This window comes from Leptolyngbya sp. AN10 (assembly GCF_050565645.1).
Classification (GTDB): domain Bacteria; phylum Cyanobacteriota; class Cyanobacteriia; order Leptolyngbyales; family Leptolyngbyaceae; genus Leptolyngbya.
On sequence record NZ_JBNXVP010000014.1, the window covers coordinates 94,524 to 117,910 of the forward strand.

The following is a 23,387-nucleotide window of genomic DNA, read 5'->3' on the forward strand; positions in this document are numbered from 1 at the left end:
ACCTTTCGATCGATTAATTTCAGCAATAAGCAATGCTGAAAAATCATTTGTTGAGAAGCCGTTAAATTACTTGTCTACTCTGGCTTTGATCGCCCACAATGAGAATAGAGAAATAAAAGTTAACTTAATTGTTACCCTCCCTGCCGTGCCTCCCATTCTGCCACCCAAAGTCCTGTTGCCTGATTCCGCGTCTGCTCCTCAATCTCGCTTTTCTGGTCTATTTTCTCGCTTTCAACCACACCCGGACACGATCGTTCTCATTTTGGCGGTCGTGATTGGGGGTGGGGCTGGTTTAGGTGTGCTTGCGTTTCGCTTTTTGATTGAATGGATTCACCGTCTCATGCTCGAAGACCTGATGGGAACGATCGGGCATTTTGGTGCGTGGACGTTAGCTTGTGTTCCCACGCTTGGCGGTGTGTTCGTTGGTTTGATCCGCTGGCTGACCAAGGAATTTAGTCCCGGTATTTCTAAGCTGATTGCGAATGTGCAGGCAGGTCAGGAAATGTCGGCAACTCGTCCGATCGCGAAAACGATCGCGGCGGCGATTTCACTTGGAACGGGGGCTTCACTAGGTCCTGAAGGTCCAAGTGTGGAAGTTGGCGCGAATTTTGGTTTGTTCGTGGGGCAGATGTTGAAAGTGTCCCGCGATCGACAACGGTTGTTACTAGGTGCGGGAGCCGCTGCGGGTTTGGCAGCCGGATTTAATGCGCCGATCGCGGGTGTGTTCTTTGCGCTGGAAGTTGTTTTGGGAACTACGTTTGAAACTTCTGCGGCGAGTATTGTTCTGCTTTCTGCGGTGGTGTCTGCGCTGATTGCTCAGATCGGATTAGGGGGACAGCCTGCATTTGATTTGCCTGCGTATGAAGTGCGGAGTCCTTTAGAATTGCCGCTCTATTTAGGGCTGGGATTGTTTGCTTGTGTGGTGTCGATCGCTTATACGAATTCTCTGAAGTGGTCGAGCGACTTTTTTAAGGGCAATATTCCTGGCTCGACTTGGATTGCGAAAGTTCCACGCGAAGTTCAACCGATTTTAGGTGGATTGTGCGTCGGATTAGTTGCGCTCAAATTGCCGCAAATTTTAGGTGTGGGATATGACACTGTAGAGGCAATGCTCAGAGATGTAAAGTTCTCATTGGTGTTGCTGATTTCTTTGCTAATCACAAAACTATTGCTTACTGCGATTAGTTTGGGAAGTGGTTTAGTGGGTGGAATTTTTGCACCTGCAATGTTTCTGGGAGCATCACTTGGAGCAGCTTACGGAAAAGTGTTGCCTTCAGTGTTTCCGATGTTTGCAGGGAGTATTGCGGCTCCTCCTGCTTACGCGATGGTGGGAATGGCGGCAGTATTGGCAGCGAGTGTGAATGCACCTTTAACGGCGATTTTGCTGCTGTTTGAAATGACGCGGGACTATCGGATTGTTTTGCCGCTGATGGCTGCGGTGGGGTTAAGTGTATGGCTCGTGAACTTGTTTAAATCGAGTCCAGAACAGCCCTCGAACTTACAGCAAATTGAAGCGAAACGCGATCCCGATCCGATTCCGAATTCGGCACTTCATCATCAAGAAATTCTCAGAAATCTATCCGTTGCGGAAGCAATGCAGCCTGGATTTTTACAAATTTCTGATTCGCTTCCATTACTCGAAGCGGGATTGCAACTGATTCAGAATCAATCTCACAGTGCATTAGTCGTGAATGACGATCGACAATTTGTTGGCATCATCACACTCCAAGACATCAATCGCTCGATCGCTCGTTGGGAAACAGAACCCAATCACTCAGATCACGGATTAAATCAACGCACGATCGCGGAAGTTTGCACGACTGAGATTCTGTATGCTTATCAAGATGAACCCTTGACTGATGCGCTCGATCGCATGGCAACTCGTGGATTGCATCAGTTACCTGTGATCGATCGAGACAATCCGAATCATATTTTGGGACTGTTGGAGCAAGAAGGCATTACGCTTGCTGCGAATCTTGCCTTAACGCGAGTGCGATTGATGCCCTATCTGCATACAGAAAAGGCAAGCCCGACCGAAACCGAACTTGCCTCACACATTGGTGCATTAAACTAACCGGAACAAGCAGAAATCTTTATTTATTTCTGCTTGTCCAAATTCCTGTAAACATCATCAGCATTCCGCCTAGAAAAATCGCGATCGCGAGACCTGCCGGAGCCGCAGTTGACCAATCAATATTTTCCATTTCATTAAGCCGAGAGTTCTTCTCGATCGAGTTGTTTCAAATGGATATGTTTACGACCGAGGGAAATCTCAAATTCATCCCCAGGTTTCAACTCCATCTGTTTAGTATACGCTGCTCCAATGAGTAGGTTTCCGTTTGATTGGACACTGATTCGGTAGCTTGCACTCCGTCCACCGCGTCCATTGGTTCCTTGTTTGCCGTCTAGTTGAATTCCCTCTGCATCAATTAACGCATTGAGGAATTTCATCATATTCACGCGCTCTACACCGTTTTTTGTCACTGTGTAATAGCCGCACTCTTTAGCCTTTTCTTCTTTATTGAGATGATCGAGTTCCTTCACTTTTTTAAGCAAGGATTCTCCGACCAATGGCTCAATCTTTTTCTTTTTAGTCATCAACCCGAAATCTGAATGATGTGGACAGCAATCGCATTTTGGGATACTCACAGACCCGCTAAATTACGACAATTCAGCCTCCTGCCAGTCGCCCCACTCATATTACACTGGCATCGCAGATTTTTGACACGAAAATGTTGAGCGATCGTGCCTCATTTCTGACAACTTCTATTCAGTTGTTTAAATAGATAAAAAAAGAAGCAGATCCTCTGCCTTGAGCGATGGCGGCGATCTTGACGGCATCATCAATTTCGACACCAGATAGATCAAAAACCTTTAATTCGCTCTAGCAGCAACCTGCTCTTACCATTCATTCACCTGTGATAATTAAGTTATCAATGGGACTTGTCAACGCTGTGTGTTCCTCATGAAGTTCAAATGACAAGTTAGAAGTGCCGACTGGAGCACAGATTGGGGCAGATCTGAAACTAAATTGCCGTTTCAGCGTCATACAAACTGATTACATTAAAGATATGAAGCTGCTCATCTTGCGTCTCGTTCTCGAACCGTTGAGAATAATGATGAAGGCTTCTGAATCGACTGGGGACGCACCATAAAGGAGAGTGACACACCGATGACGACACCTGGAAATACTTGGAAACAATCTGCTATCTATTTCATGCTGCCGCTGGTGGGAGCGGGTACAGCGCTTGTAGGCAACCGTTTGCTCTCTGAAAATCCGATTACGCCACCCGCGATCGCACAAACCACGAATCGCACCAGCACGATCGCTGATCCAAACTTTATTGCCGCAGCGGTCGATCGAGTGGGTCCAGCAGTTGTGCGGATTAATGCGTCTCGAACGGTTCAATCTCGTGTTCCTGAGATCTTTAATGATCCATTTTTCCGTCAGTTCTTTGGCGCGGATGTGCCAAGTCAGCAGCGTCGAGTCGAGCGCGGTACGGGATCAGGATTCATTATTAGTAATGATGGTTTGATTTTGACGAATGCTCACGTCGTCAGTGGTGCAGATACCGTGAGTGTGACGATGAAGGATGGACGCGAATTACGGGGTCGAGTGGTGGGACAAGATCCCCTCACAGATGTGGCAGTGATTCGGGTGCAGGCGAATAATCTACCGACTGTCGCGCTTGGAAATTCGGACACGTTGAAACCAGGAGAATGGGCGATCGCAATTGGCAACCCGCTCGGACTGGACAATACTGTGACAGCGGGAATTATTAGCGCAACAGGTCGATCGAGTTCTGAAGTTCGTGTCCCGGACAAGCGGGTGAGCTTTATTCAAACCGATGCGGCGATTAATCCTGGAAACTCTGGAGGTCCGTTGCTGAATCAGCGCGGTGAAGTCATCGGAATGAATACGGCGATTATTGGTGGAGCGCAAGGATTAGGATTTGCAGTTCCAATCAATACGGCTCAACGGATTTCGCAGCAGTTGATTACTAAAGGTCGCGTGGATCATCCATATTTGGGGATTCAGATGCGTGGATTGACGGCAGAATTGCGAAATCAAATTAACAGCGATCGACAACTCGGTTTCCGGGTGCAGGATGATCAGGGTGTTGTTATCTTCCGCGTGATGCCAAATTCTCCAGCGGCGAGAAGTGGCTTACGTGCGGGTGACGTGATCAAGCGAGTGAATGGTCAAGCTGTGACTAAGGCGGATCAGGTTCAACAAGCCGTTGAGCAAGCTTCAGTCGGTGGAAATCTGCAACTTGAGGTGAACCGCAATGGTCGATCGACGACGATCAGTGTTCAACCGGGAGCATTCCCAACCCAAACGGCTCAGGGGAACAATGAATAATTCTCGTTAGCGATTGAGTACGATCGAACTCCGGATAAGTCATTCGGAGTTTTTCTAATTTAAGGAGATAGAAATGGCTGAAATTCTTGACATCATTGAATTAGGGCATCCAATTCTTAGAGAAAAAGCTCGATCGATTGACAACATCAAAGCCGATCGTATTCAAACCCTAATCGATAACTTAATGGCAACCGTTCAAAAAGCGAATGGTGTTGGAATCGCTGCCCCCCAAGTTGCCGAATCTTACCAATTAATGATTGTTGCTTCGCGTCCGAATCTGCGTTATCCGAATGCTCCAACAATGGAACCGATGCCAATTATTAATCCGAAAATTTTGGCACATTCTAATGAAACGGTGAAAGGTTGGGAAGGTTGTCTCAGCATTCCAGGAATTCGTGGAAATGTGCCGAGATATCAAGCGATCGAACTGGAATTTACCGATCGTTTTGGTAAGCTTCAAAAAATGGAAATGACCGATTTTGTTGCCCGAATCTTTCAGCACGAATACGATCACTTTAATGGAATTGTGTTTGTCGATCGAGTCGAAAGTACAAGGGATTTGATCACCGAAAAGGAATACCAAAAAATTATCCTGACAAAAGAGTAGTTTATTCCTTCACCGATTTACTCTCGAAGCAGTCCACTGAGGTGGGCTTTGTTTTTATTTAGATTCGTTGAGAAAATTTAGAAATATCTCACTTTTTATCGAATTACACTTGCATCCGTATTTCTTGAAACGATTGCGTAAATCTATCTATAGAGAGATGGGAACTTGCAATCCAGGAACTAACGCTGTCACGGGCGAAGCCACAACGTGATCGAATTGCCATTTTCCAGTCCCTTTCTTGCCATTCTTATCCCTACATTCCCCAAAGGTTTCTGGTTATGTCCACGGCTTTGATGTCCGAACTGGATTACGGTACTACTGATGCGGCAGCATGGAACATTCTTGAAACAGAATTTAATCCAGCTAAGCTCCACGCGCAAGAAACAGTCTTTACGATCGGCAATGGCTATCTCGGTACAAGGGGCAGCTTTGAAGAAGGATTTCCAGGCGATCAAGCCGCCACATTGATTCATGGAATCTTCGATGATGCTCCGATCGTTTCAACCGAATTGGTGAACTGTCCGAACTGGCTACCGTTCACGATTCAGTTAGATGGCGAAACGTTTCGGCTCGATCGAGGAGAGATTCTGCACTACGATCGACAATTAAATCTCAAACTTGGATTGCTCACTCGATCGATTCGCTGGCGCAGTCCGAACGGTCATACTTTAGAGTTTCGCTTTGAGCGATTTTGCAGTTTTGCAGATCAGCATTTGATGGCAATTCGGTGTCATATTTTGTCGATCGACTTTACTGGAGAAATCTCGATCGAATCCGGTTTCGAGCCACATCCGACCACGATGACGATCCCGCACTGGATGACTCTAAAATCTGGATGTTTGGAGAATCTAATTTGGCTTTCAACCGAAACATTGCACACTGGCTTAGAGTTAGGGTTAGCAGCAAAACTTAATGTCACCAAAGACCGTGAGATCTTGAATGTGAATAGCAATGCCTTAACGCTGTCCACTTCAACTCAAATCGCTCCAAATCAATCGATTACCGCTGAGAAGATCATTTCGATTTATACTTCACGTGATACTGCCTATCCACTAACGGTTGCACTCCGACGATTAGTAAAAGTTTCAAGTTATGCAACACTCTTCGCGGCTCATATTACCGCGTGGGCAATCACTTGGAAAAATGCTGATATTACGATCGAAGGCGATCCTAAAGCCCAAATCAGCATCCGATACAATCTATTTCAACTGATGATTGCGGCTCCTCGAAGAGACGATCGAGTAAGCATTCCCGCTAAAACGCTCTCTGGATTTGCCTATCGAGGTCACGTTTTTTGGGACACGGAAATTTTCATCGTGCCGCTTTTTGCATTAACGCAACCTACGATCGCGAAGAATCTCCTAACTTATCGCTATCACACCTTATCGGGCGCACGTCGCAAAGCTAAAGAACTCGGCTACGAAGGCGCATTATACTCCTGGGAAAGTGCCGCTACAGGCGATGAAGTGACACCTCGCTGGGTTCCGGGTGCAAAAGGCGAATTGATTCGGATCTGGTGTGGTGATATCGAATATCACATTGCTGCTGATGTTGCGTATGGCGTGTGGCAATACTGGCGGATCACAGGCGATGATGAATGGATGCGTGACTATGGTGCAGAAATCTTGCTTGAAACTGCAAAGTTCTGGGCGAGTCGAGTGGAATGGAATGGAGAACGCTACGAGATTAATGATGTGATTGGTCCTGATGAGAACCATGAACACGTTAATAACAACGCATTCACCAATGCAATGGCGCAATGGAATCTCAGTTCTGCAATTATGCTTTGGGATTGGTTAGCGCGATCGTATCCCTCAACGGCAGTCCGATTACAACAACAATTGGATCTCAACGTCGATCGCTTTTCTGCTTGGACAGCGATCGCTCAAAATCTAACCATCTCTGCTAATCCTGAAACCAAGCTAATTGAGCAATGTGACGGCTTCTTCGATTTAATCGATGTGAATTTGGCAGACTATGAACCGCGCTCCAAATCGATGCAAGCCCTTCTCGGTGTCGAACCCACCAATCAACGTCAAATTCTCAAGCAACCCGATGTATTGATGTTGCTCTATCTCTTGCGGCAACAGTTTGATCATGAAACGCTGCAAGCAAATTGGGACTATTACACACCTAGAACGGATCATGTTTACGGATCATCTTTAGGTCCTGCGGTTCATGCAATTCTGGCGTGTGATTTGAACAAAGCCGATGAAGCGTATGAACACTTTATGCGATCGGCATTAGTCGATTTAGAAGATGTGCGCGGCAATGCAGCCGAAGGAATTCATGCGGCTTCAGCGGGCGGTGTTTGGCAAGCAATTATCTTTGGATTTGCGGGAATTCGCATCACTGAATTTGGGTTGGTTGCCTGTGCAAATTTGCCTGCACATTGGACACGACTGAAGTTCCGCCTGTGTTGGCAGAATCAATGGTTTGAGTTTGATCTATCGCAGAATGGTGCGGTTTGTGAGACGATCGAGCATTCGATTCAAACAGAATTTGCACCGCTATGAAATCGCAATGGGATTGTTTGCTGGAGAATCTAGGCGTGTGGGAAGGTTCGTTTACGCGGCTTTCCCCGTCCGGTGAAATCTTAGAAGATATTTCTTCGATCGTGTCTTTCACCGGACTGAATGATAATCAAACAATGCGTCAAATTGTCCGTCTTTCTCCAGCAAACCAACCCGTGAGCGAGAAAGTTCTCGAATACAGTTCGCTCGGTCGAAATATCTTACTGTTCGACAATGGCGCGTTTTCTCTGGGAACAATCCAATTTGCTCCATTCTCAGAATTTGGTGCAGAGTTGGGCTTGATTGATAGCGATCGACGACTCCGATTAGTTCAACTCTTTGACAAACAAGGCAAACTCACCGGACTCACTTTAATTCGCGAAAAACTATCCGGTTCTGAAACGCCAGAACGCCCACCGCTTCAGGTTGAAGACTTGATTGGAGAATGGAGCGGAGAAGCAACTACGATTTATCCAGATTGGCGATCGCCCGATTCGTACACAACGACTTTGAAAATTCAACGAGAAGGCGATCGCTTACATCAAGAACTGAACTTTGGAAGGTCGATCGTGACCACTGCCCTAATTGAAGGCTCAATCCTAAAGTTTGATGCTTCCAATGTTCAAATTCTGCTTCTCCCTGACGGTGCTTCCTCGAACTGTCCAACAGAAATTCAACCCCGTAAACCTTTCGTTCTCGAAGTCGGCTGGCTGATTCAACCTGATTTAAGACAGCGATTGATTCGTACTTATAGCGCCAAAGGTGAATGGGTTAGTCTTACATTAGTGACAGAGCGTAAAACCAGATGACGCTTACAGCCAAGCATTTAGAGGAGTTTCAAGCTCAATATCCGGACTATCGAATGGAGTTGGTCAATGGAGAAATCATTGTTTCGAGTCCATTAGGCTATCAAGCTGCTGAAGTTGCTGTCGAAATCGCAATTCAACTCGGAAATTGGATAAAATCCCGCAAACTAGGCAGAGTGACAGGTTCTAATGCGGGTTTTCTTTTGAATAACTCAAATATTCGCGCTCCGAGTGCTGCTTTTGTTCAAGCATGGCGATTGCGCCGAAGTCCTCAGAGCTTTGCTGAACTTGCTCCGGATCTAACCATTGAAGTTAAATCACCAACTGACAGCATTACCAAACTCAGAGATAAAATCGATGAATTTCTTGAACTCGGAACAAGAGTCGGAATTCTAATCAATCCAGAAAAAGAATGGGTCGAAATTCGCCGCAGTGGACAAGCTCCGATCGTGCTTCAAAACGGCGACATCATCACAGTTCCCGATCTCTTACCTGGATGGGAAGTCAAGGTCGAGGATCTTTGGTCGCCGCAGTTTGATTAGAGAATCGAACAATCCCGCTCTAATGCCTGCCGCAGCAAATCCTTATAGTTCCGATTGTTAACAATATAAGCCCCGAACCGCTCTAAGTGCGGATTCATCATCTGAGCATCGAACAAAACGAAATTCCGCGATCGTAGATGTTCCACTAATTTCACCATCGCCACTTTCGAGCCATCCGGAATCCGAAAAAACATCGACTCCCCAATAAATGCACCTCTAAGCGACAGCCCTAAAATTCCACCTGCAAGCTGATCCCCTTGCCAAGTCTCAAAACTATGCGCCCATCCCGCTTGGTGTAGCTTCCAATAAATCTCTTTTAGATCACTTGAAATCCAAGTCGTATCGCGATCGGCGCACCCTTCTACAACTTCCTCAAATGCTTTATCGATCGCTACTGTAAATCGATTTTGATTCAGTATCCGCTGTAGTGATTTGGGATACCGAAACCGTTCATCCAGGGGAATCAGCGTTCGTTCGCGACTGGTATACCAGGCTAAATCTTTACCTGATTCGTCGGACATCAAAAAATAGCCTTGTGCATAGCCTTCGAGAATCGAAGACACATCAATTTGCATAACGTAGCTCCGGGAACGTTGTAACAGGGATACTGAAACGATATAGTTTGAATAACCTTGTCTGTTGGGGGAAAGTACTATGGTTGAACCTATCCCACCGATTACATTACCGCCTGCGAAGCATCCGGAGCAGGAAGCCGCTTGGCTTGAACAAAAATTACAGCGGTGGCTTGATGAAGAGTTTCTTCCAGAACCCGCCAACCAAAGGATTGCACAACGCGCAGCCCAAATCTATAAGCGCCACCGCATGGAGGACGAAAACGATTTGGGGTCGCTTGTGATTGCGATTATTGCAGAAATGCAGGCGTTTGATTTTTCAGACAGTTTTTATGGAGAATTCGCGATCGCCAACGCAGTCAGCGATCTCCTAATGGACAGCTTGGGAATCGATCGCTGTTGTGGTCAATAAAATTTTGGATTCCAGACTGATCCGAAATCCAAAATTCTTTCTACCAGCTTGATTTGACGACACCGGGCAACAATCCCGCGTGTGCCATCTCGCGAATACAGTGGCGTGATAGTCCGAAATCACGATACACACCTCTCGGACGACCCGTTGCCCAACAACGATTCCGCACCCGCACTTTTGCGCTGTTGCGGGGAAGCTGTTGAATTTTGCGATGGATCTCCAGCTTTTCGGCTTGAGTCGTGGCGGCTGCAAACTGTTCCTTCAAAGCACTCCGCTTTTCGGCGTACTTCTCGACGGTACGTTCGCGCTTCTTCTCACGCTCAACCATGCTCTTCTTAGCCATGAATGATTTTTGAACCTTTGATAAAAGACACTATTTTTGATTCTACTCAAAAATCGCAGCTTTCTACGTAGTTGTGAGAGATTCCTTGATCGGCAGCATAATAAGCGGTGATTTTATCGTCCGGGATGCAAATCGCCCCAACTTGGTCGAAGATTTTATCTGTTCACCGAAATTTTGAAATTCATACCGTCATCCCTTAGCTCCCTGCTGGATCAGAAAATCAATCACATCGTCGTGCCTCCACCAACCTGCAACCTGAAGCGGCGTTTCGCCTCGCCAAGCTTTAGCATTCACTTCCGCACCCGCAGCCACCAGTAATTGAATAACTTCCAAATGTCCCCATATAGCAGCGTGATGTAGGGCTGTTCGCTTTCTTGTATCTATTCCAGCGTTGACATCTGCTCCTACCGATAGCAAGGTTTTCACCATCGCTGCGTCGCCACGTTCAGCAACTGCTTCTAGAGCCGTGTCTATGTCATAAGCTCTGATGTTGGGATCGAAGTTGTGGTTCGCTAAAAACTGAACCATCTCAGGGTGTCCATTGAGTGCTGTCCAGTAGATAATCTCCTTGGAAATAATGAAAGCACCTTGAGCCATCAAAAACTCTAGCGTTTCCAAATGCCCACCGATCGCGGCAGCATCAGCAGGATTCCAGCGACAATCATCACATTGAACGGCAAGGTTATACCGCTCAATCAGAAACTTCACAAGCTGCGTATGTCCACCAGTAGCGGCTTCCCAAACCAACGAAGATCCTATTTCAGCACCATTCTCAATTAAGAGCGATACCATTTCGCGATCGCCAAGCTGACAAGCGGTTTCAATGTCGCGATTATCTTGTTCACAGTTCATGTCAATCGTAGCGCCCGCTTGAATTAGGAGTCTAGCGACTTCAAGCTGATGATGAGTGGCTGCGATGTAGAGCATCGGACATCCATAACCACTTCCTAACCGAATGTCCGGATCTCCACCTGATTTGAGGTACTGCCCGATCGTTTCCACTTCTCCGATCCCGGCTGCAACATGAAGACTTTTGGTTGCTCCGTATCCCAATAGCAAATCAATCATGTCCCGATACCCCATATACGCCGCAATGTCGATCGGGGTTCGGTGACTCCTACTGTTGGCATTAATCTCGGCTCCAGCCTGGATGAGAAGTTCAACGATTCTGGGCTGTCGTTGCCAAACAGCGCGATGTAAGGGAGTATCGACATTACCTAAACCACAGTTCCAATTAATGTCGGCTCCATGATCGATTAAAAGTTGAATTAGCTCTAGAACTTGATCTGCGATCGCATTCTCGTCGTCATCAGGCTTCCATTCACGAGTTCGCCACTCGGTTGCAGCGTCGATCGCATGATGAATCGGAGTTGCTTGATGCGAATCGACAGCATTAGCGTTCGCGCCTCTCCGAATTAAAACTTTGGCAATCTTGAATTGTGACCATTGAATGGCAAGAGAAAGCGGAGGTTGACCCTCATCTCCAACTGCATTAATATCTTCTCCCCGATCCAGAACTGCAATGACGCTATCAACATTTCTGAATCGAATCATCTGACAAACATTAGCGCACATCTTGAGGATAAAAATATTATCGTGTTGCGATTCAGTCCTAAATTAGAATACTCCCACCAATACGAAGTCTATTCTGCCCCACAAAACTAAGACGAGTTTTGCCGCTAAATCGTGACGTGGTAGGCGGTAATTGCCACTGCACCATCCGGACTATAAATCGCTTCAACTCGTGGATAGGTTGGATGTGTCCACCAAATCTTCAAGCGATTTCCCTGAGCAGGAGCAGAACCAATCTTGTCGTATCCTGCTTCAATCAGCATTCGATCGAATTCTTCAGCAGGTAGAGTTTTTGTTGTGATTTGGGAAACGCCCTCGATCTTGTGTTTATCGAGGGTCATAAGTGCCGTGGTAAGTGGTGTAAATTCGGTAGCCTGGTAGGACTAGGGCAATTCCCATGAGACTATGCAATGTTCCCGGATAAGTAGGTTCAGCGATACTTCCACCGATCCGGATCTTAAGAATACCCCACCAAAAGTAAAATCCTGGGATCAAAGCATCCATGCTGTAAGCGATCGATCGAAGTGATTCATCGCTGGAGATTGGTTTTGATTTGTCGATTTGAGTAGACATAATTGGAAGTTTTACAGGTGAATCGGCAAATAAAAGCAGTTTCACAACGAGGCTACGAATAACTTTCTCTCCCGATCCGCAGCAAAAGCAAGACACGCTTTGATATCCTGCGACGTGAGTTCAGAAAAATCTTCCAAAATTTCCGCCTCGGTCATCCCTCCTGCCAAATATTCTAAGATGTCGTACACTGTGATTCGCATTCCCCGGATACACGGCTTGCCACTCCGCTTTCCAGGCTCAATCGTGATGATCTGTTGGTAGTCCATAAAAGTGGCATGAGTAAGAATACTGCTCAACATTATATCTAGAACGCTTGCTGCTAGAGTTTATCGGCAATGTGTTGAGCCGCTTTTGATAACTACGAGATTTTTACAGGTGGATCGGCAAGATGGGCGGAGGGACAGAGATCAGCGAGAATACATCGATCGCATTGCGGACTTCGAGCGTTACACACGGCGCGCCCGTGATAGACCAACCGAATCGACCAGTTTTCCCAATCCGGTTGCGGTAAGAGCTTCATTAAATCCCGCTCGACTTTCACAGGCTCGGTGTTCTTGGTTAAGCCCAATCGATAGGTTAATCGCTTCACGTGCGTATCAACTGTGACTCCAAGATTGACTCCGAACGCATGAGCAGATACAACGTTTGCAGTTTTGCGGGCGACTCCGGGAAGGCTGGTGAGTTCTTCCATCGATCGAGGAACTTCGCCGCCATATTTTTCCATAATCATGCGACAGGCAGCCTGAATATTTTTGGCTTTGTTGCGATAGAAACCTGTCGATCGGACTAAAGTTTCAAGCTCAGAAACGTCAGCGCCTGCCAATGCCGCCGCATCAGGAAAGCGGCTAAACAAGGCAGGCGTAACCGTATTCACTCGTTCATCGGTGCATTGAGCCGCGAGGATCGTTGCCACCATTAACTGAACTGGAGTTTCATAATCCAACGTGCAAGGAGCTTCTGGATAAAGCTTTTTCAGCCGCACCAGAATTTCTAATGCCCGTTGTTTTTTTGCTGAGAGTCTTCGAGTAGTTGTCACTGTGGAATGAGATTCACCGTGTCACGGATGATCAGAAAAACGCCTAATCCCAGTAATAGCATTAATCCGGTCTGCATCACGCCGTCCTGAATTCCAGACGGAACGGGTTTTCCGCGAACGCCTTCAACTAATAGAAATGCGAGTTGTCCACCGTCTAATGCAGGCAGCGGCAAGATGTTGATAATCGCCAAATTGATGCTGATTAAAGCGGTGAAATTGAACAGGCTGGCAAAATCAGTTTTGGCAATTCTCGCGCCTGTTGCCACGATCGCGACAGGTCCCGCAACTTGATTCGCTGTATTGCTAAAGTTGCTGATTAACTGACCAAATCCCTGAACCGTTAGAACTACAATCCGTTGGAACTCGTTCGATGCCATTGTGAAGACTTCGATCGGGTTTCCGGGACGCTTGTAGTAGACGATCTTTCCATTCGGCTGAGTCTTGAAATGGGGTTGTAGCTTGACTCCGATCTTTCCTTTGCCGTTGTCATCTTTGGGGGTGACGTTCACGGTTACAGGCTGACCTTTGCGCTCGATCGACAATTCCAGCGGTTGTCCTGGACTGGTTTCGATCGTTTTTTGCAAGGTTCGCATCGCAGCATCAGACGCACCCAGCGACTTACCGTTAATCCCAACGATCACATCACCGCTCCGCACTCCCGCTTGGGCTGCCACATCTTGCGCGATCGCTTCGGGGACAATTACGCCCGGATTGTATTCGATCGTGGGCAGTCCGACGAATGCCATTTGCCCAACGAGGATGAAATAGGCAAATACTAAGTTTGCGATAACTCCAGCGCTGATCACGATGGCTCGATCGAGCACCGGGCGATTTTTCAATAAGTTTGGATCATTTGGCGGAATCGTACTCTCTGGATCATCATCCGGGAATCCCACAAACCCACCCAGAGGTAACGCTCTCAGCGCATACTCAGTTTGTTCACCCTGATATCTAAACAAAATGGGACCAAACCCGATCGAGAACCGATTCGCATAAATGCCCTGAAGCCTCGCTGCTAGGAAATGACCGAGTTCATGCACGAAGATCAGAACTGCCAAAAGAAGAATAACCGCCAGAACAGACATAAGCAGTAATGTTTAAGCCACGACGAAAATGTTCTTTTATTCTAGAGGGTCAATTCCACCGTTACGAATCTTTACGGCACAAATCGGTTGAAAGGAGTAGTTAGGGAGTGCGATCGCGCTTTTGATGAACCGAACTTTTGAACTAAAATGAAGCCAATCCGCTCAAAGAACAGTCTCATGAGTCAGTTAAATACTCTAGTGCAGATGGAAACCTGGATTCCGATGACCTGGGAGGAGTTTATCCGAATCACGGACGACCCTGCCTATGAGAAAGTCAAGGCTTACTATTACAACGGACGCATGAGGCTAGAAGGGATGGCAGCACTGGGAAATCCGCATTCTCGCGATCACTACATTGTCATTGCTGCTATTTCGATCTTTACCGGGCTACGAGGTCTGGATATTGATGGTCATGATAACTGCACTTATCGCAAGACTGGGGGCGCTGAGGTTCAGCCCGATGTATCGTTCTATATTGATGCGAATGCGGAAGTTGTACCTTGGGAAGCGACGATTATTGATTTGGATGTTTATCCTGCTCCAGACTTGGTAATTGAGGTGGCGTACTCGTCCTTGACCGACGATCGAGGAGAAAAACGATTACTGTATGAGTCGCTAGGTGTCAAAGAATACTGGATTATCGATGTGCAGAATGCAAGCATCTGGGCGTTTGCGATCGCGGATCGGGGAAGTCGGCGCATCGATCATTCTCTTGTGTTACCAGGTTTAAAGATTGCTGTATTAGAAGAGGCATTTCGTCGCAGTCGTGAGATGAATCATGGCAAGGTGAGTACTTGGTTGATGACTCAGTTTCAGACTGGGATTGAAGAATGAACTTTCCAATGCTGAAGTTTGGCAGAAAGCTTTCGACGAGAAGACATTTAAGCGGATTGGTTCAAATAGAGATTGCGAATTGTGCGATTGACGAAGCTTAAGTAATCGTCGATCGCTTCGTAATGATCAAGTTCTTGATTTTCCTCTGTTGTAAGCCTTTCAATCTGCTGTTTGTCCAGTAAGGTTTCGATCCGATCTTGTACGCTGCTTGAAGCTTTAAAGATCGGGATGCCTTCTGCTAATTCAATGCGAACGGCTCCTTCGATTGGAAATGTAGCGGGAAGATTTTGTAAGGCTGGAAGCAGGTTTGAAGACATAGAGATTTAAGATGCGATCGCAATTACGATTATTTTCGCTGAAATTCTAGGAAGAAGCGCGATCGACGTTCTGAACGCTGCCCCAAACAAACCTTGTAAAATCAACAGTACCACCCGCGATTCGAGAATTTTTGCCATGATTGCTGAACTAAGGTCGCCAATCGTTACTTGGGAAAAGCTTCCTGCGGATTATGTCCTTCCCAATGATCCTGTGGATAATATCACTCAACCGATGTTGGCAATGGCTTTGACCGATAGCCTCGCTCAAGCTGGAAAACTTTCTGAAACGACATTGACCCCGACTAATTACGGGATTTGTGCCACGATCGATTCCAAAATCGTTGTGAAAGCGCCCGATTGGAGCTTTGTGCCTCAGATTACCGTTCCCCGATCGGAGGTCGAACGGTCTTATACGCCGAATCTTCAGGGCAGCATTCCCGTCATTGTGATGGAATTTTTATCACATACAGGTAGCGAACCGTATTCGATCAAGCCATCCTATCCACCAGGGAAATGGTACTTCTATGAGCAAATTTTGCAGGTTCCAAATTATGTCATCTTTGAGCCTGAATCGGGCGAGATGGAGGTTTATCGCTTAGATGAAAAAGGTTTCTATCGCCCACAACTCACGGATGAGAATGGACGATATTGGATTCCTGAGATGCAATTGTTTTTGGGAGTGTGGCAAGGAGAAAGAGACAATCGTTCTGGGTACTGGCTTCGCTGGTGGGATGAATCAGAGCAATTATTGGCATGGGGAACAGTCGCCGCAGAACGTCAGCGATCGCAGCGTTTAGCCGAAAAGCTCCGAGAATTAGGAGTCGATCCAGATCAGCTATAGAACTTCTCGTCCTAGATAAGGCTGCAATGCTTCTGGAATTTTCACGCTTCCGTCTGCTTGCTGATAGTTTTCGAGGATTGCCGCCATTGTTCGCCCGATCGCTAATCCTGATCCATTCAACGTATGGACAAATTGCGTTCCCTTCTGACCTGTCTTGAATCGAATGTTGCCTCGACGGGCTTGGAAATCCATGAAGTTCGAGCAGCTAGAAATTTCGCGGTAAGTTCCTGCGGAGGGCAACCAAACTTCCAAGTCGTAACATTTCGCGGCTCCGAATCCTAAATCTCCAGTGCAAAGCTCAACAGTTCGATAAGGCAGTTTCAAAGCTTCCAAAATTGCTTCTGCGTTCTTCACTAAGCTTTGATGTTCCTGCTCAGAAGTTTCAGGATGAACAAGCTTAACTAATTCCACTTTGTTGAATTGATGCAGTCGAATCAAGCCGCGTGTATCTCTGCCGTAGCTGCCTGCTTCCCGACGAAAACACGGTGTGTAAGCACAGTGATGAATCGGTAATTGTTCAGCCGGAATAATCTCATCGCGGTACAAGTTTGTGACTGGAACTTCCGCAGTTGGAGCTAACCAGAGATCATCTTCAGCACATTTGAAGCTTTCTTCTGCAAATTTAGGCAACTGTCCGGTTGCAGTCATCGATCGAGAATTAATCAACACTGGAGGAATGACTTCGACATATCCCGCTGCAATTTGCTGATTCAACATGAACTGAATCAATGCTCGTTCCAATGCCGCACCTGCACCCATTAGAATCACGAATCGGCTTTGAGCAATTTTTGTCGCCCGTTCGGTGTTAAGAATTCCAAGCTTCTCAGCAATCTCGTAATGGGGGAGAACGTCAATGGACGGTTTAAGCTCATCGCCCCATCGCTTCACCTCAACATTTTCGGTTTCATCTTTCCCGATCGGAGTTGTTTCACTCGGCAAGTTCGGAAATGTCAACAGCAACGACTCAATCTGATCGCGAATTTCCTTTTCTCGCGGCTCTAATTCGCTTAATTTTGCCTTGATCGAATTTCCTTCATCTCGAAGCGGCTGGACTTCAGGATTTTTCGGATCAGCTTTCATCATCTGACCAACTAATTTCCCGATCTCGTTACTGCGGGCTTGGAGTTGCGATCGCTCGACCTCTAATTCGCGACGTTGACGATCGAGAGACGCGATCGCAGAAATGTCATAACTCCCGCCGCGCTGATTCAGCTTGGTTTGCACAAGGTCAGGATTTTCACGAATTAGCTTCAGGTCTAGCACAATAAAACATCCAAAATAGCTCCCTAACCAGGATACATCGTTGATTGGAAGGCGAGAAACGCAATCTAAACTCAGAAAATCAAAATCGTCTTAACAAAGCGAAACAGTACTTTTCGCTAAATTTCGCAATCATTCGTTACAGACTTGAGTTTTGCTTGTAGGTCTTACAAGTTCTACAAATCAATCGCAGCCGCAATTTTGAGAATCTTAAATGATCCTTAAGTTTACAAAACACTACAAAAATGACTCAACTTCTCTCAGAAAAGCAGAAATAATTTAGCTTTGATCCCCGTCAATCCCTGATTTAGCAACACTTCTGGCAAATATTTCGTTGAGCGTGATACAAATCAACAACTTGTAACAAACTCAAGCACTTCAGCATTGTATAAAAGGAAATCGAAGGGGAAAACAAACAAAACAGACCCGCTTAAAACACTATCTGAATAGGATTTGCGCTTTCTCATAGAAATGTGACAATCTCTCAGATTTCTTAAAAAACTCAATTTGTCTCACTCGATACAAGTCGAGTTTTTCGAGAAACTGGATTCAGAGAGTGGGGTTTAACGCCTCTTCAGGCATTCAAACCTCCAAATGGCTTCAGAAACACCTTCCAGTTCTGAACCAAACCGAACTCATACCCAGTTTTTAGGAGAATTCCAATGTTAGATGCTTTCGCAAAGGTGGTCTCTCAGGCTGATGCCAAAGGCGAATTCCTTAGCACCGGACAACTCGATGCTTTGACCTCCGTCGTTCGTGATGGCAGCAAGCGCCTTGACACCGTGAACCGCATCACCAGCAACGCATCGACGATCGTTGCAAACGCGGCTCGTGCATTGTTCGCAGAACAGCCCCAATTGATCGCTCCCGGCGGAAACGCTTACACCAACCGCCGTATGGCAGCTTGTCTGCGCGACATGGAAATCATCTTGCGCTATGTCACCTATGCAACCCTCGCAGGTGATGCAAGCGTTCTCGATGATCGTTGCTTAAACGGTCTGCGCGAAACCTACCAAGCATTGGGCGTTCCTGGTGGATCGGTTGCTGCTGGTGTTCAAAAAATGAAAGAAGCTGCTGTTGCATTGGCAAACGACCCGAACGGAATCACCAAAGGTGACTGTTCGCAATTGATGTCGGAAGTTGCTTCCTACTTCGATCGTGCGGCTGCTGCTGTTGCATAGTTTCTGAGTTTTACCACTCAACTCTTTTACTTTTTTCCTCAAAACGATAAACCCAAAGGGAGAGACTGAACAATGAAGACCCCGATTACTGAAGCGATCGCTGCTGCGGATACCCAAGGACGTTTCTTGAGCAACACTGAACTCCAAGCAGTCAACGGACGCTTTGAGCGTGCAGTTGCTTCGATGGAAGCGGCTCGTGCATTGACCACCAACGCACAAAAACTGATTGATGGTGCTGCAAACGCGGTTTATCAGAAGTTCCCTTACACCACCCAAATGCAAGGTTCGCAGTACGCTTCGACCCCCGAAGGAAAAGCGAAGTGTGCGCGTGACATCGGATACTACCTCCGCATGGTCACCTACTGCTTGGTTGCAGGTGGAACGGGTCCGATGGACGAGTATTTGGTTGCTGGTTTGGCTGAAATCAACCAAACATTCGACTTGGCTCCCTCCTGGTACGTCGAAGCTTTGAAGAACATCAAAGCAAGCCACGGTCTGAGCGGACAAGCTGCAAACGAAGCAAACACCTACCTCGACTACGCGATCAACGCGCTGAGCTAATTTAGCTTCCCCTTGCCCGGAAAGGTATGCGGTTCGCTGGCAAGTGCTGGCTATTGTTTACCCTTCCGGGCATTGTTTTATCAAAATTTGGGTTAGCGATCGAGCCAAAACCGATGGCAATGTCGCTAACAAGAGCTTAAATTCACGTTCGCCGTTGTTTTTGGAGAACTCGATAGATGGCTATTACAGCAGCAGCAGCGCGGTTGGGTACTGCGCCGTTCCAAGAAACGCCCAAGGTAGAACTGCGCCATCCTTGGACGGATGATGATGTTGAAGCAGTGATTCGCGCTGTGTATCGTCAGGTGTTGGGCAATGATTACCTGATGAAAGCAGAGCGTTTAACCAGTGCAGAATCGCTGTTACGTAACGGCAAAATCTCAGTCAGAGAGTTTGTTCGTGCGGTGGCGAAATCAGAATTATATAAAGAGAAGTTTTTGTATAACAACTTCCAAACTCGTGTGATTGAGCTAAACCACAAGCATTTGCTGGGTCGCGCTCCATTCGATGAGTCGGCAGTGATCGAACACTTGGACATCTACGAAACTCAAGGGTTCGATGCGGAAATCGATTCTTACATTGATTCCGAAGAGTACGAGGCGAACTTTGGCGACAACGTGGTTCCGTACTATCGCGGCTTCCAGTATGAGACGGGCGCAAGAACGATCGGCTTTACGAATATGTTCCAACTGTATCGCGGCTATGCGAACAGCGATCGCTCTCAAGCGGCTGGAAAGAATCCTCGCCTAGCGCGGAATTTGGCGACGAATACTTCGTCGTCGATCGCGTCTCCGTCTCAGGCAGATGGCGGCTGGAGACATTTCAGCGCGTCTGATGATCTGGCTCCGAAGAAAGCACTGGGCGGATCGTATGGCGAAAGCGGTCGGATCTATCGGGTAGAAGTGGCTGGAGTCTTGTCTCCGGGCTATCCGAAAGTTCGTCGATCGAGCACCGCGTTCCTCGTACCTTACGAGCAACTGTCGAATAAGATGCAGCAAATTCAGCGCACAGGCGCAAAGATTGTCAGCGTCACACCAGCATAGTTTGGTAGGGAGTAGGGAGTGGGGAGTAGGGGGACGTAAATTCACCCCACTCCCCACTCCCCACTCCCCATTCTTTATCCTCAACTCTAAAGGAGTCTTGAACCATGTTCGGTCAAACCGCAGTGGGAAGCGCCGCAAACACTCCGTCAGGCGCACGAGTCTTTCGTTATGAAGTGGTGGGCTTGCGTCAGAACGACCAAACCGATCGCAATAACTATGAAATCCGCAATAGTGGCAGTGTGTTTATCACGGTTCCTTATAACCGGATGAATGAAGAAATGCAGCGGATTACCCGTTTGGGGGGTCGCATCGTCAACATTGAACCGCTAACTGCTGAGTAATCATCGTGATTGAATCGAACTCTGAACTCGAACCGCAACCTGGAGCCGAACCGTTAACGGTGGAAAGCGCGATCGCAAATTTATCGTGTCCCGATACGAGTTTGCGATATTACGCGGCTTGGTGGCTGGGGAAATTTCAGGTTAAAGATTCAAGCGCGATCGAGGCTTTGATTAGCGCGTTGGAAGACGAAGACGATCGTACTGAACTGGGTGGCTACCCGTTGCGGCGAAATGCAGCGCGGGCGTTGGGGAAATTAGGCGATCGTCAAGCGGTTCCTGGGCTGACTCGCTGTCTTGAGTGTGATGATTTCTACGTCCGGGAGTCAGCGGCTCAAGCCCTGGGATTGCTTGGCGATTCGTCGTGTGTTCCTCAACTCATGGCACTGCTCAAGGGCGGGATCGAAATGGCTCAGTTTGTTCCGGGTCGTCCGCATTTAGTCCAGCCTGTCGAGGCGGTACTAGAAGCATTGGGCGCGTTAGGGGCAACTGAAGCGATCGATCTTGTTCGTCCGTTTCTCGATCATCCGGTGGCACGAGTTCAATATGCGGCAGCGCGATCGATGTACCAGTTAACACGCGATTCAGTTTATGGAGAGCGACTGGTCGAAGCGCTGCAAGGAACCGATGTGCAACTGAGACGATCGGCGTTAGCGGATTTGGGTGCGATCGGATATCTTCCGGCTGCTGATGCGATCGCGGCTTCTCCAGTGGAAAACAGCTTTAAGCTGCTGTCTTGTAAAGGTTTGCTGGATTATCATCTACGAGAAACGGGCGATCCGTTGTCTTCAGATGCAATCAAGCTTATGACCCTCATGGATAACCTACTGTGAACTGGTAAGCGGTGATTCGGGAGCGAGGCTCTCGATCGCGGATCGCCAAATTGCCCCATCACGAGAATTCTATGATTGCAACTGATCCCACAATTCAATCGTTGATTCATGCTGTCGAAGTGGCAGATTCTCCCGCCAAATTGGTTGGAGCCGTTTACGCTTTGGCAAATGCTCGATCGACTGAAGCAATACCGACGCTGATTCGCGCTCTAGGATTTAACAATCCGGGGGCAGCATTGGCGGCGGTTTCTGGTTTGGTCGCGTTGGGAGAGGTCGCAGTCCCCGAATTGTTAGCGCAAATCGATGGCTACAACTATGGGGCAAGGGCTTACAGTTTACGAGCACTTGCCGCGATCGCTGATCCACGTGCCTTAGAAGCTCTGATCAAAGCTGCCGAAGCCGATTTCGCTCCGAGCGTCAGACGAGCCGCAATCAAAGGTTTAGGACAAATTCGCTGGCAACAACTTGAACCCACAGCCCGCGAGTCTGCTCAATCCCAAGCTTTGAACACGCTCTTATTTGTCGCACAGGATGTCGATTGGGCAAATCGGTACGCTGCGATCGTCGGTCTACAAAACTGGATTAGTTCTGCGGATTGTGTCGATCGTCAGAGCGCGATCGCACAACTCGATCAGATGCTCCAGGCTGATTCTGATGGTGCGGTTCGAGCGAGAGCCGCCCTTGCGAAACAGCAACTTTCATAAGTTCACTTTATTGGGTTTCTCCTCATGGCAATCCCACTTCTCAAAGTAAATCCCAAAACTCAAAATCAGCGCGTCAATGGTTACGACGTGATTGATGAAGACGATCCGGTGATTTACCGTTTGTCAGATGCTCGATCGGCAGAAGATGTCGATCGAATTATCTGGGCAGCGTATCGCCAGATTTTTGCTGAACATCTCATTCTCAGAAGCAATCGTCAAACCTTCCTCGAATCGCAATTGCGAAATCGAGCGATCGGCGTGGCTGATTTTATTCGCGGCTTGGGTAAATCTGATGTTTACCGCGAATTAGTAGCGGATACGAACTCGAACTATCGCTTGGTGGATATCACCCTGAAGCGATTTTTGGGACGGGCATCGTATGGTCAAGATGAACAGATCGCTAAATCGATCGTCATTGCGACCAAAGGATTACACGGTTTCATTGATGAAATCATCGATGGTGAAGAATATCGCGAGAACTTTGGCGATGACATTGTTCCGTATCAACGTCGTCGGTTAGAAGGTCGTCCGTTTAACTTGACCAATCCACGTTACGGCGACTTCTGGCGCAATCGGTTGTTAGAACGGGAATTGGCGACTCGATCGTACTATCAAGTTCGCAGCTACAATTCGGGCGATCTGGATAAAGCGGTGATTCGTCAGGCGATTCCGTTCACGTTCTTGAATATGGCGCAAACGATGAGTACGCCGCATCTCGATACGCAACGCCATGTGGCACGAGCAACATCGAGCGCGATTCAAGTCCCCGATTCGAGCCGTGAAGCTGCTGAAGTGACCAAACCAACGGTCAGCCGTCCGAAGGTGAATTTGCCTTATAGCTATCTTCCGGGCACTGCGAAGGTCTAAGAGCATGTTTGAAAAGTATAGAAAGTCATTTCGCTACGATGTCCTCTCGCCCCGGAATGGAATTCGGGGCTAACAGAACGAAGTCCACTGAAGGGGACTGGGAGCCGATGTCAGCGTCTTGAGTCCCGTTTACTGGACTTCGCACCGTTAGCGCCGACTTCTAGTCCGGCGCGGGTAAATGTGTCCG

At 47.5% G+C, this 23,387-nt stretch carries 28 protein-coding genes; 16 read left to right on the plus strand and 12 right to left on the minus strand.

The window, feature by feature from the left end; genetic code table 11:
* Positions 1 to 145 precede the first annotated feature (145 nt).
* On the plus strand, positions 146 to 2,074 hold the full coding sequence (locus tag ACQ4M5_RS20150) for a chloride channel protein (protein WP_430677464.1): 1,929 nt from the start codon (positions 146 to 148) through the stop codon (positions 2,072 to 2,074).
* Between the two features lie 134 nt (positions 2,075 to 2,208).
* Here the strand turns inward: ACQ4M5_RS20150 and ACQ4M5_RS20155 are convergent, their stop codons facing one another.
* Complete coding sequence (locus tag ACQ4M5_RS20155; protein WP_068390470.1) at positions 2,209 to 2,598, minus strand: AbrB family transcriptional regulator; 390 nt, start codon at positions 2,596 to 2,598, stop codon at positions 2,209 to 2,211.
* Positions 2,599 to 3,172: 574 nt separating this feature from the next.
* Between ACQ4M5_RS20155 and ACQ4M5_RS20160 the strand changes: the two genes are divergently transcribed.
* From ACQ4M5_RS20160 to ACQ4M5_RS20180, 5 genes are all read left to right on the plus strand, one after another.
* Positions 3,173 to 4,363: an HhoA/HhoB/HtrA family serine endopeptidase gene (locus ACQ4M5_RS20160; RefSeq protein ID WP_430677465.1), complete on the plus strand. Its 1,191-nt coding sequence runs from the start codon at positions 3,173 to 3,175 to the stop codon at positions 4,361 to 4,363.
* A 73-nt stretch (positions 4,364 to 4,436) separates the two neighbouring features.
* Complete coding sequence (gene def / locus ACQ4M5_RS20165) at positions 4,437 to 4,970, plus strand: peptide deformylase (protein ID WP_430677467.1); 534 nt, start codon at positions 4,437 to 4,439, stop codon at positions 4,968 to 4,970.
* A gap of 278 nt (positions 4,971 to 5,248) precedes the next feature.
* A complete protein-coding gene (locus ACQ4M5_RS20170) occupies positions 5,249 to 7,486 on the plus strand; it encodes a glycoside hydrolase family 65 protein (RefSeq protein WP_430677468.1) in 2,238 nt (745 codons plus the stop codon).
* Complete coding sequence (locus tag ACQ4M5_RS20175) at positions 7,483 to 8,292, plus strand: DUF3598 family protein (RefSeq protein WP_430677469.1); 810 nt, start codon at positions 7,483 to 7,485, stop codon at positions 8,290 to 8,292. Before ACQ4M5_RS20170 ends, ACQ4M5_RS20175 begins: the two co-directional genes overlap by 4 nt.
* Positions 8,289 to 8,831, plus strand: a complete 543-nt coding sequence (locus ACQ4M5_RS20180; RefSeq protein WP_430677470.1) for a Uma2 family endonuclease — start codon at positions 8,289 to 8,291, stop codon at positions 8,829 to 8,831. Before ACQ4M5_RS20175 ends, ACQ4M5_RS20180 begins: the two co-directional genes overlap by 4 nt.
* On the opposite strand, the gene aat is transcribed toward ACQ4M5_RS20180, so the two are convergent.
* Positions 8,828 to 9,406: a leucyl/phenylalanyl-tRNA--protein transferase gene (gene aat, locus ACQ4M5_RS20185; RefSeq protein ID WP_430677471.1), complete on the minus strand. Its 579-nt coding sequence runs from the start codon at positions 9,404 to 9,406 to the stop codon at positions 8,828 to 8,830. The genes ACQ4M5_RS20180 and aat overlap by 4 nt on opposite strands.
* Positions 9,407 to 9,485: 79 nt before the next feature.
* Between aat and ACQ4M5_RS20190 the strand changes: the two genes are divergently transcribed.
* Complete coding sequence (locus tag ACQ4M5_RS20190) at positions 9,486 to 9,815, plus strand: hypothetical protein (RefSeq protein ID WP_430677472.1); 330 nt, start codon at positions 9,486 to 9,488, stop codon at positions 9,813 to 9,815.
* A 40-nt stretch (positions 9,816 to 9,855) separates the two neighbouring features.
* Here the strand turns inward: ACQ4M5_RS20190 and rpsN are convergent, their stop codons facing one another.
* The 7 genes from rpsN to rseP form a co-directional block, all read right to left on the minus strand.
* Positions 9,856 to 10,158, minus strand: a complete 303-nt coding sequence (rpsN, locus tag ACQ4M5_RS20195; RefSeq protein WP_430677473.1) for a 30S ribosomal protein S14 — start codon at positions 10,156 to 10,158, stop codon at positions 9,856 to 9,858.
* A 189-nt stretch (positions 10,159 to 10,347) separates the two neighbouring features.
* The gene (locus ACQ4M5_RS20200; protein WP_430677474.1) at positions 10,348 to 11,712 is read right to left on the minus strand and encodes an ankyrin repeat domain-containing protein; all 1,365 of its coding nucleotides are present in this window, start codon (positions 11,710 to 11,712) and stop codon (positions 10,348 to 10,350) included.
* 125 nt (positions 11,713 to 11,837) lie between these two features.
* Entirely contained in the window at positions 11,838 to 12,071 is a 234-nt protein-coding gene (locus ACQ4M5_RS20205) for a hypothetical protein (protein ID WP_430677475.1), read from the minus strand.
* Positions 12,058 to 12,303, minus strand: a complete 246-nt coding sequence (locus ACQ4M5_RS20210) for a hypothetical protein (protein WP_430677476.1) — start codon at positions 12,301 to 12,303, stop codon at positions 12,058 to 12,060. The genes ACQ4M5_RS20205 and ACQ4M5_RS20210 overlap by 14 nt, the downstream gene beginning before the upstream one ends.
* A gap of 41 nt (positions 12,304 to 12,344) precedes the next feature.
* A complete protein-coding gene (locus tag ACQ4M5_RS20215; RefSeq protein ID WP_430677478.1) occupies positions 12,345 to 12,569 on the minus strand; it encodes a DUF433 domain-containing protein in 225 nt (74 codons plus the stop codon).
* 92 nt (positions 12,570 to 12,661) lie between these two features.
* Entirely contained in the window at positions 12,662 to 13,339 is a 678-nt protein-coding gene (nth, locus tag ACQ4M5_RS20220) for an endonuclease III (protein ID WP_430677479.1), read from the minus strand.
* Positions 13,336 to 14,424 (minus strand): RIP metalloprotease RseP, encoded by a 1,089-nt coding sequence (rseP, locus tag ACQ4M5_RS20225; RefSeq protein ID WP_430677480.1) that lies wholly within the window; start codon positions 14,422 to 14,424, stop codon positions 13,336 to 13,338. The genes nth and rseP overlap by 4 nt, the downstream gene beginning before the upstream one ends.
* 177 nt (positions 14,425 to 14,601) lie before the next feature.
* On the opposite strand from rseP, the gene ACQ4M5_RS20230 reads away from it, so the two are divergent.
* Positions 14,602 to 15,258 (plus strand): Uma2 family endonuclease, encoded by a 657-nt coding sequence (locus ACQ4M5_RS20230; protein WP_430677481.1) that lies wholly within the window; start codon positions 14,602 to 14,604, stop codon positions 15,256 to 15,258.
* A gap of 47 nt (positions 15,259 to 15,305) precedes the next feature.
* On the opposite strand, the gene ACQ4M5_RS20235 is transcribed toward ACQ4M5_RS20230, so the two are convergent.
* Positions 15,306 to 15,575 carry a hypothetical protein gene (locus ACQ4M5_RS20235; RefSeq protein WP_430677482.1) on the minus strand — a complete coding sequence of 90 codons (270 nt, stop codon included), beginning with the start codon at positions 15,573 to 15,575 and terminating at the stop codon, positions 15,306 to 15,308.
* 6 nt (positions 15,576 to 15,581) lie between these two features.
* Positions 15,582 to 15,713, minus strand: a complete 132-nt coding sequence (locus tag ACQ4M5_RS20240) for a hypothetical protein (protein WP_430677483.1) — start codon at positions 15,711 to 15,713, stop codon at positions 15,582 to 15,584.
* Here ACQ4M5_RS20240 and ACQ4M5_RS20245 point away from each other — a divergent pair.
* Positions 15,712 to 16,416 carry a Uma2 family endonuclease gene (locus ACQ4M5_RS20245; RefSeq protein WP_430677484.1) on the plus strand — a complete coding sequence of 235 codons (705 nt, stop codon included), beginning with the start codon at positions 15,712 to 15,714 and terminating at the stop codon, positions 16,414 to 16,416. The genes ACQ4M5_RS20240 and ACQ4M5_RS20245 overlap by 2 nt on opposite strands.
* Here ACQ4M5_RS20245 and serS read toward each other — a convergent pair.
* Complete coding sequence (gene serS / locus ACQ4M5_RS20250; RefSeq protein ID WP_430677485.1) at positions 16,411 to 17,679, minus strand: serine--tRNA ligase; 1,269 nt, start codon at positions 17,677 to 17,679, stop codon at positions 16,411 to 16,413. The two genes, ACQ4M5_RS20245 and serS, sit on opposite strands and share 6 nt — an antisense overlap.
* Positions 17,680 to 18,338: 659 nt before the next feature.
* On the opposite strand from serS, the gene ACQ4M5_RS20255 reads away from it, so the two are divergent.
* The 7 genes from ACQ4M5_RS20255 to ACQ4M5_RS20285 all read left to right on the plus strand — a co-directional run bounded on the left by ACQ4M5_RS20255 (position 18,339) and on the right by ACQ4M5_RS20285 (position 23,200).
* A complete protein-coding gene (locus ACQ4M5_RS20255) occupies positions 18,339 to 18,857 on the plus strand; it encodes a phycocyanin subunit beta (RefSeq protein WP_430677487.1) in 519 nt (172 codons plus the stop codon).
* Positions 18,858 to 18,929: 72 nt separating this feature from the next.
* A complete protein-coding gene (cpcA, locus tag ACQ4M5_RS20260) occupies positions 18,930 to 19,418 on the plus strand; it encodes a phycocyanin subunit alpha (RefSeq protein ID WP_068390518.1) in 489 nt (162 codons plus the stop codon).
* Positions 19,419 to 19,594: 176 nt separating this feature from the next.
* Positions 19,595 to 20,458: a phycobilisome rod-core linker polypeptide gene (locus ACQ4M5_RS20265; RefSeq protein ID WP_430677488.1), complete on the plus strand. Its 864-nt coding sequence runs from the start codon at positions 19,595 to 19,597 to the stop codon at positions 20,456 to 20,458.
* Between the two features lie 104 nt (positions 20,459 to 20,562).
* Positions 20,563 to 20,799, plus strand: coding sequence for a phycobilisome linker polypeptide (locus ACQ4M5_RS20270; protein ID WP_058997668.1), 237 nt, complete (start codon positions 20,563 to 20,565; stop codon positions 20,797 to 20,799).
* A gap of 5 nt (positions 20,800 to 20,804) precedes the next feature.
* The gene (locus tag ACQ4M5_RS20275) at positions 20,805 to 21,629 is read left to right on the plus strand and encodes a HEAT repeat domain-containing protein (protein WP_430677489.1); all 825 of its coding nucleotides are present in this window, start codon (positions 20,805 to 20,807) and stop codon (positions 21,627 to 21,629) included.
* Positions 21,630 to 21,700: 71 nt separating this feature from the next.
* Positions 21,701 to 22,333 (plus strand): HEAT repeat domain-containing protein, encoded by a 633-nt coding sequence (locus ACQ4M5_RS20280; protein WP_430677490.1) that lies wholly within the window; start codon positions 21,701 to 21,703, stop codon positions 22,331 to 22,333.
* Positions 22,334 to 22,357: 24 nt separating this feature from the next.
* On the plus strand, positions 22,358 to 23,200 hold the full coding sequence (locus ACQ4M5_RS20285) for a phycobilisome rod-core linker polypeptide (RefSeq protein ID WP_430677491.1): 843 nt from the start codon (positions 22,358 to 22,360) through the stop codon (positions 23,198 to 23,200).
* Positions 23,201 to 23,387: the final 187 nt, after the last annotated feature.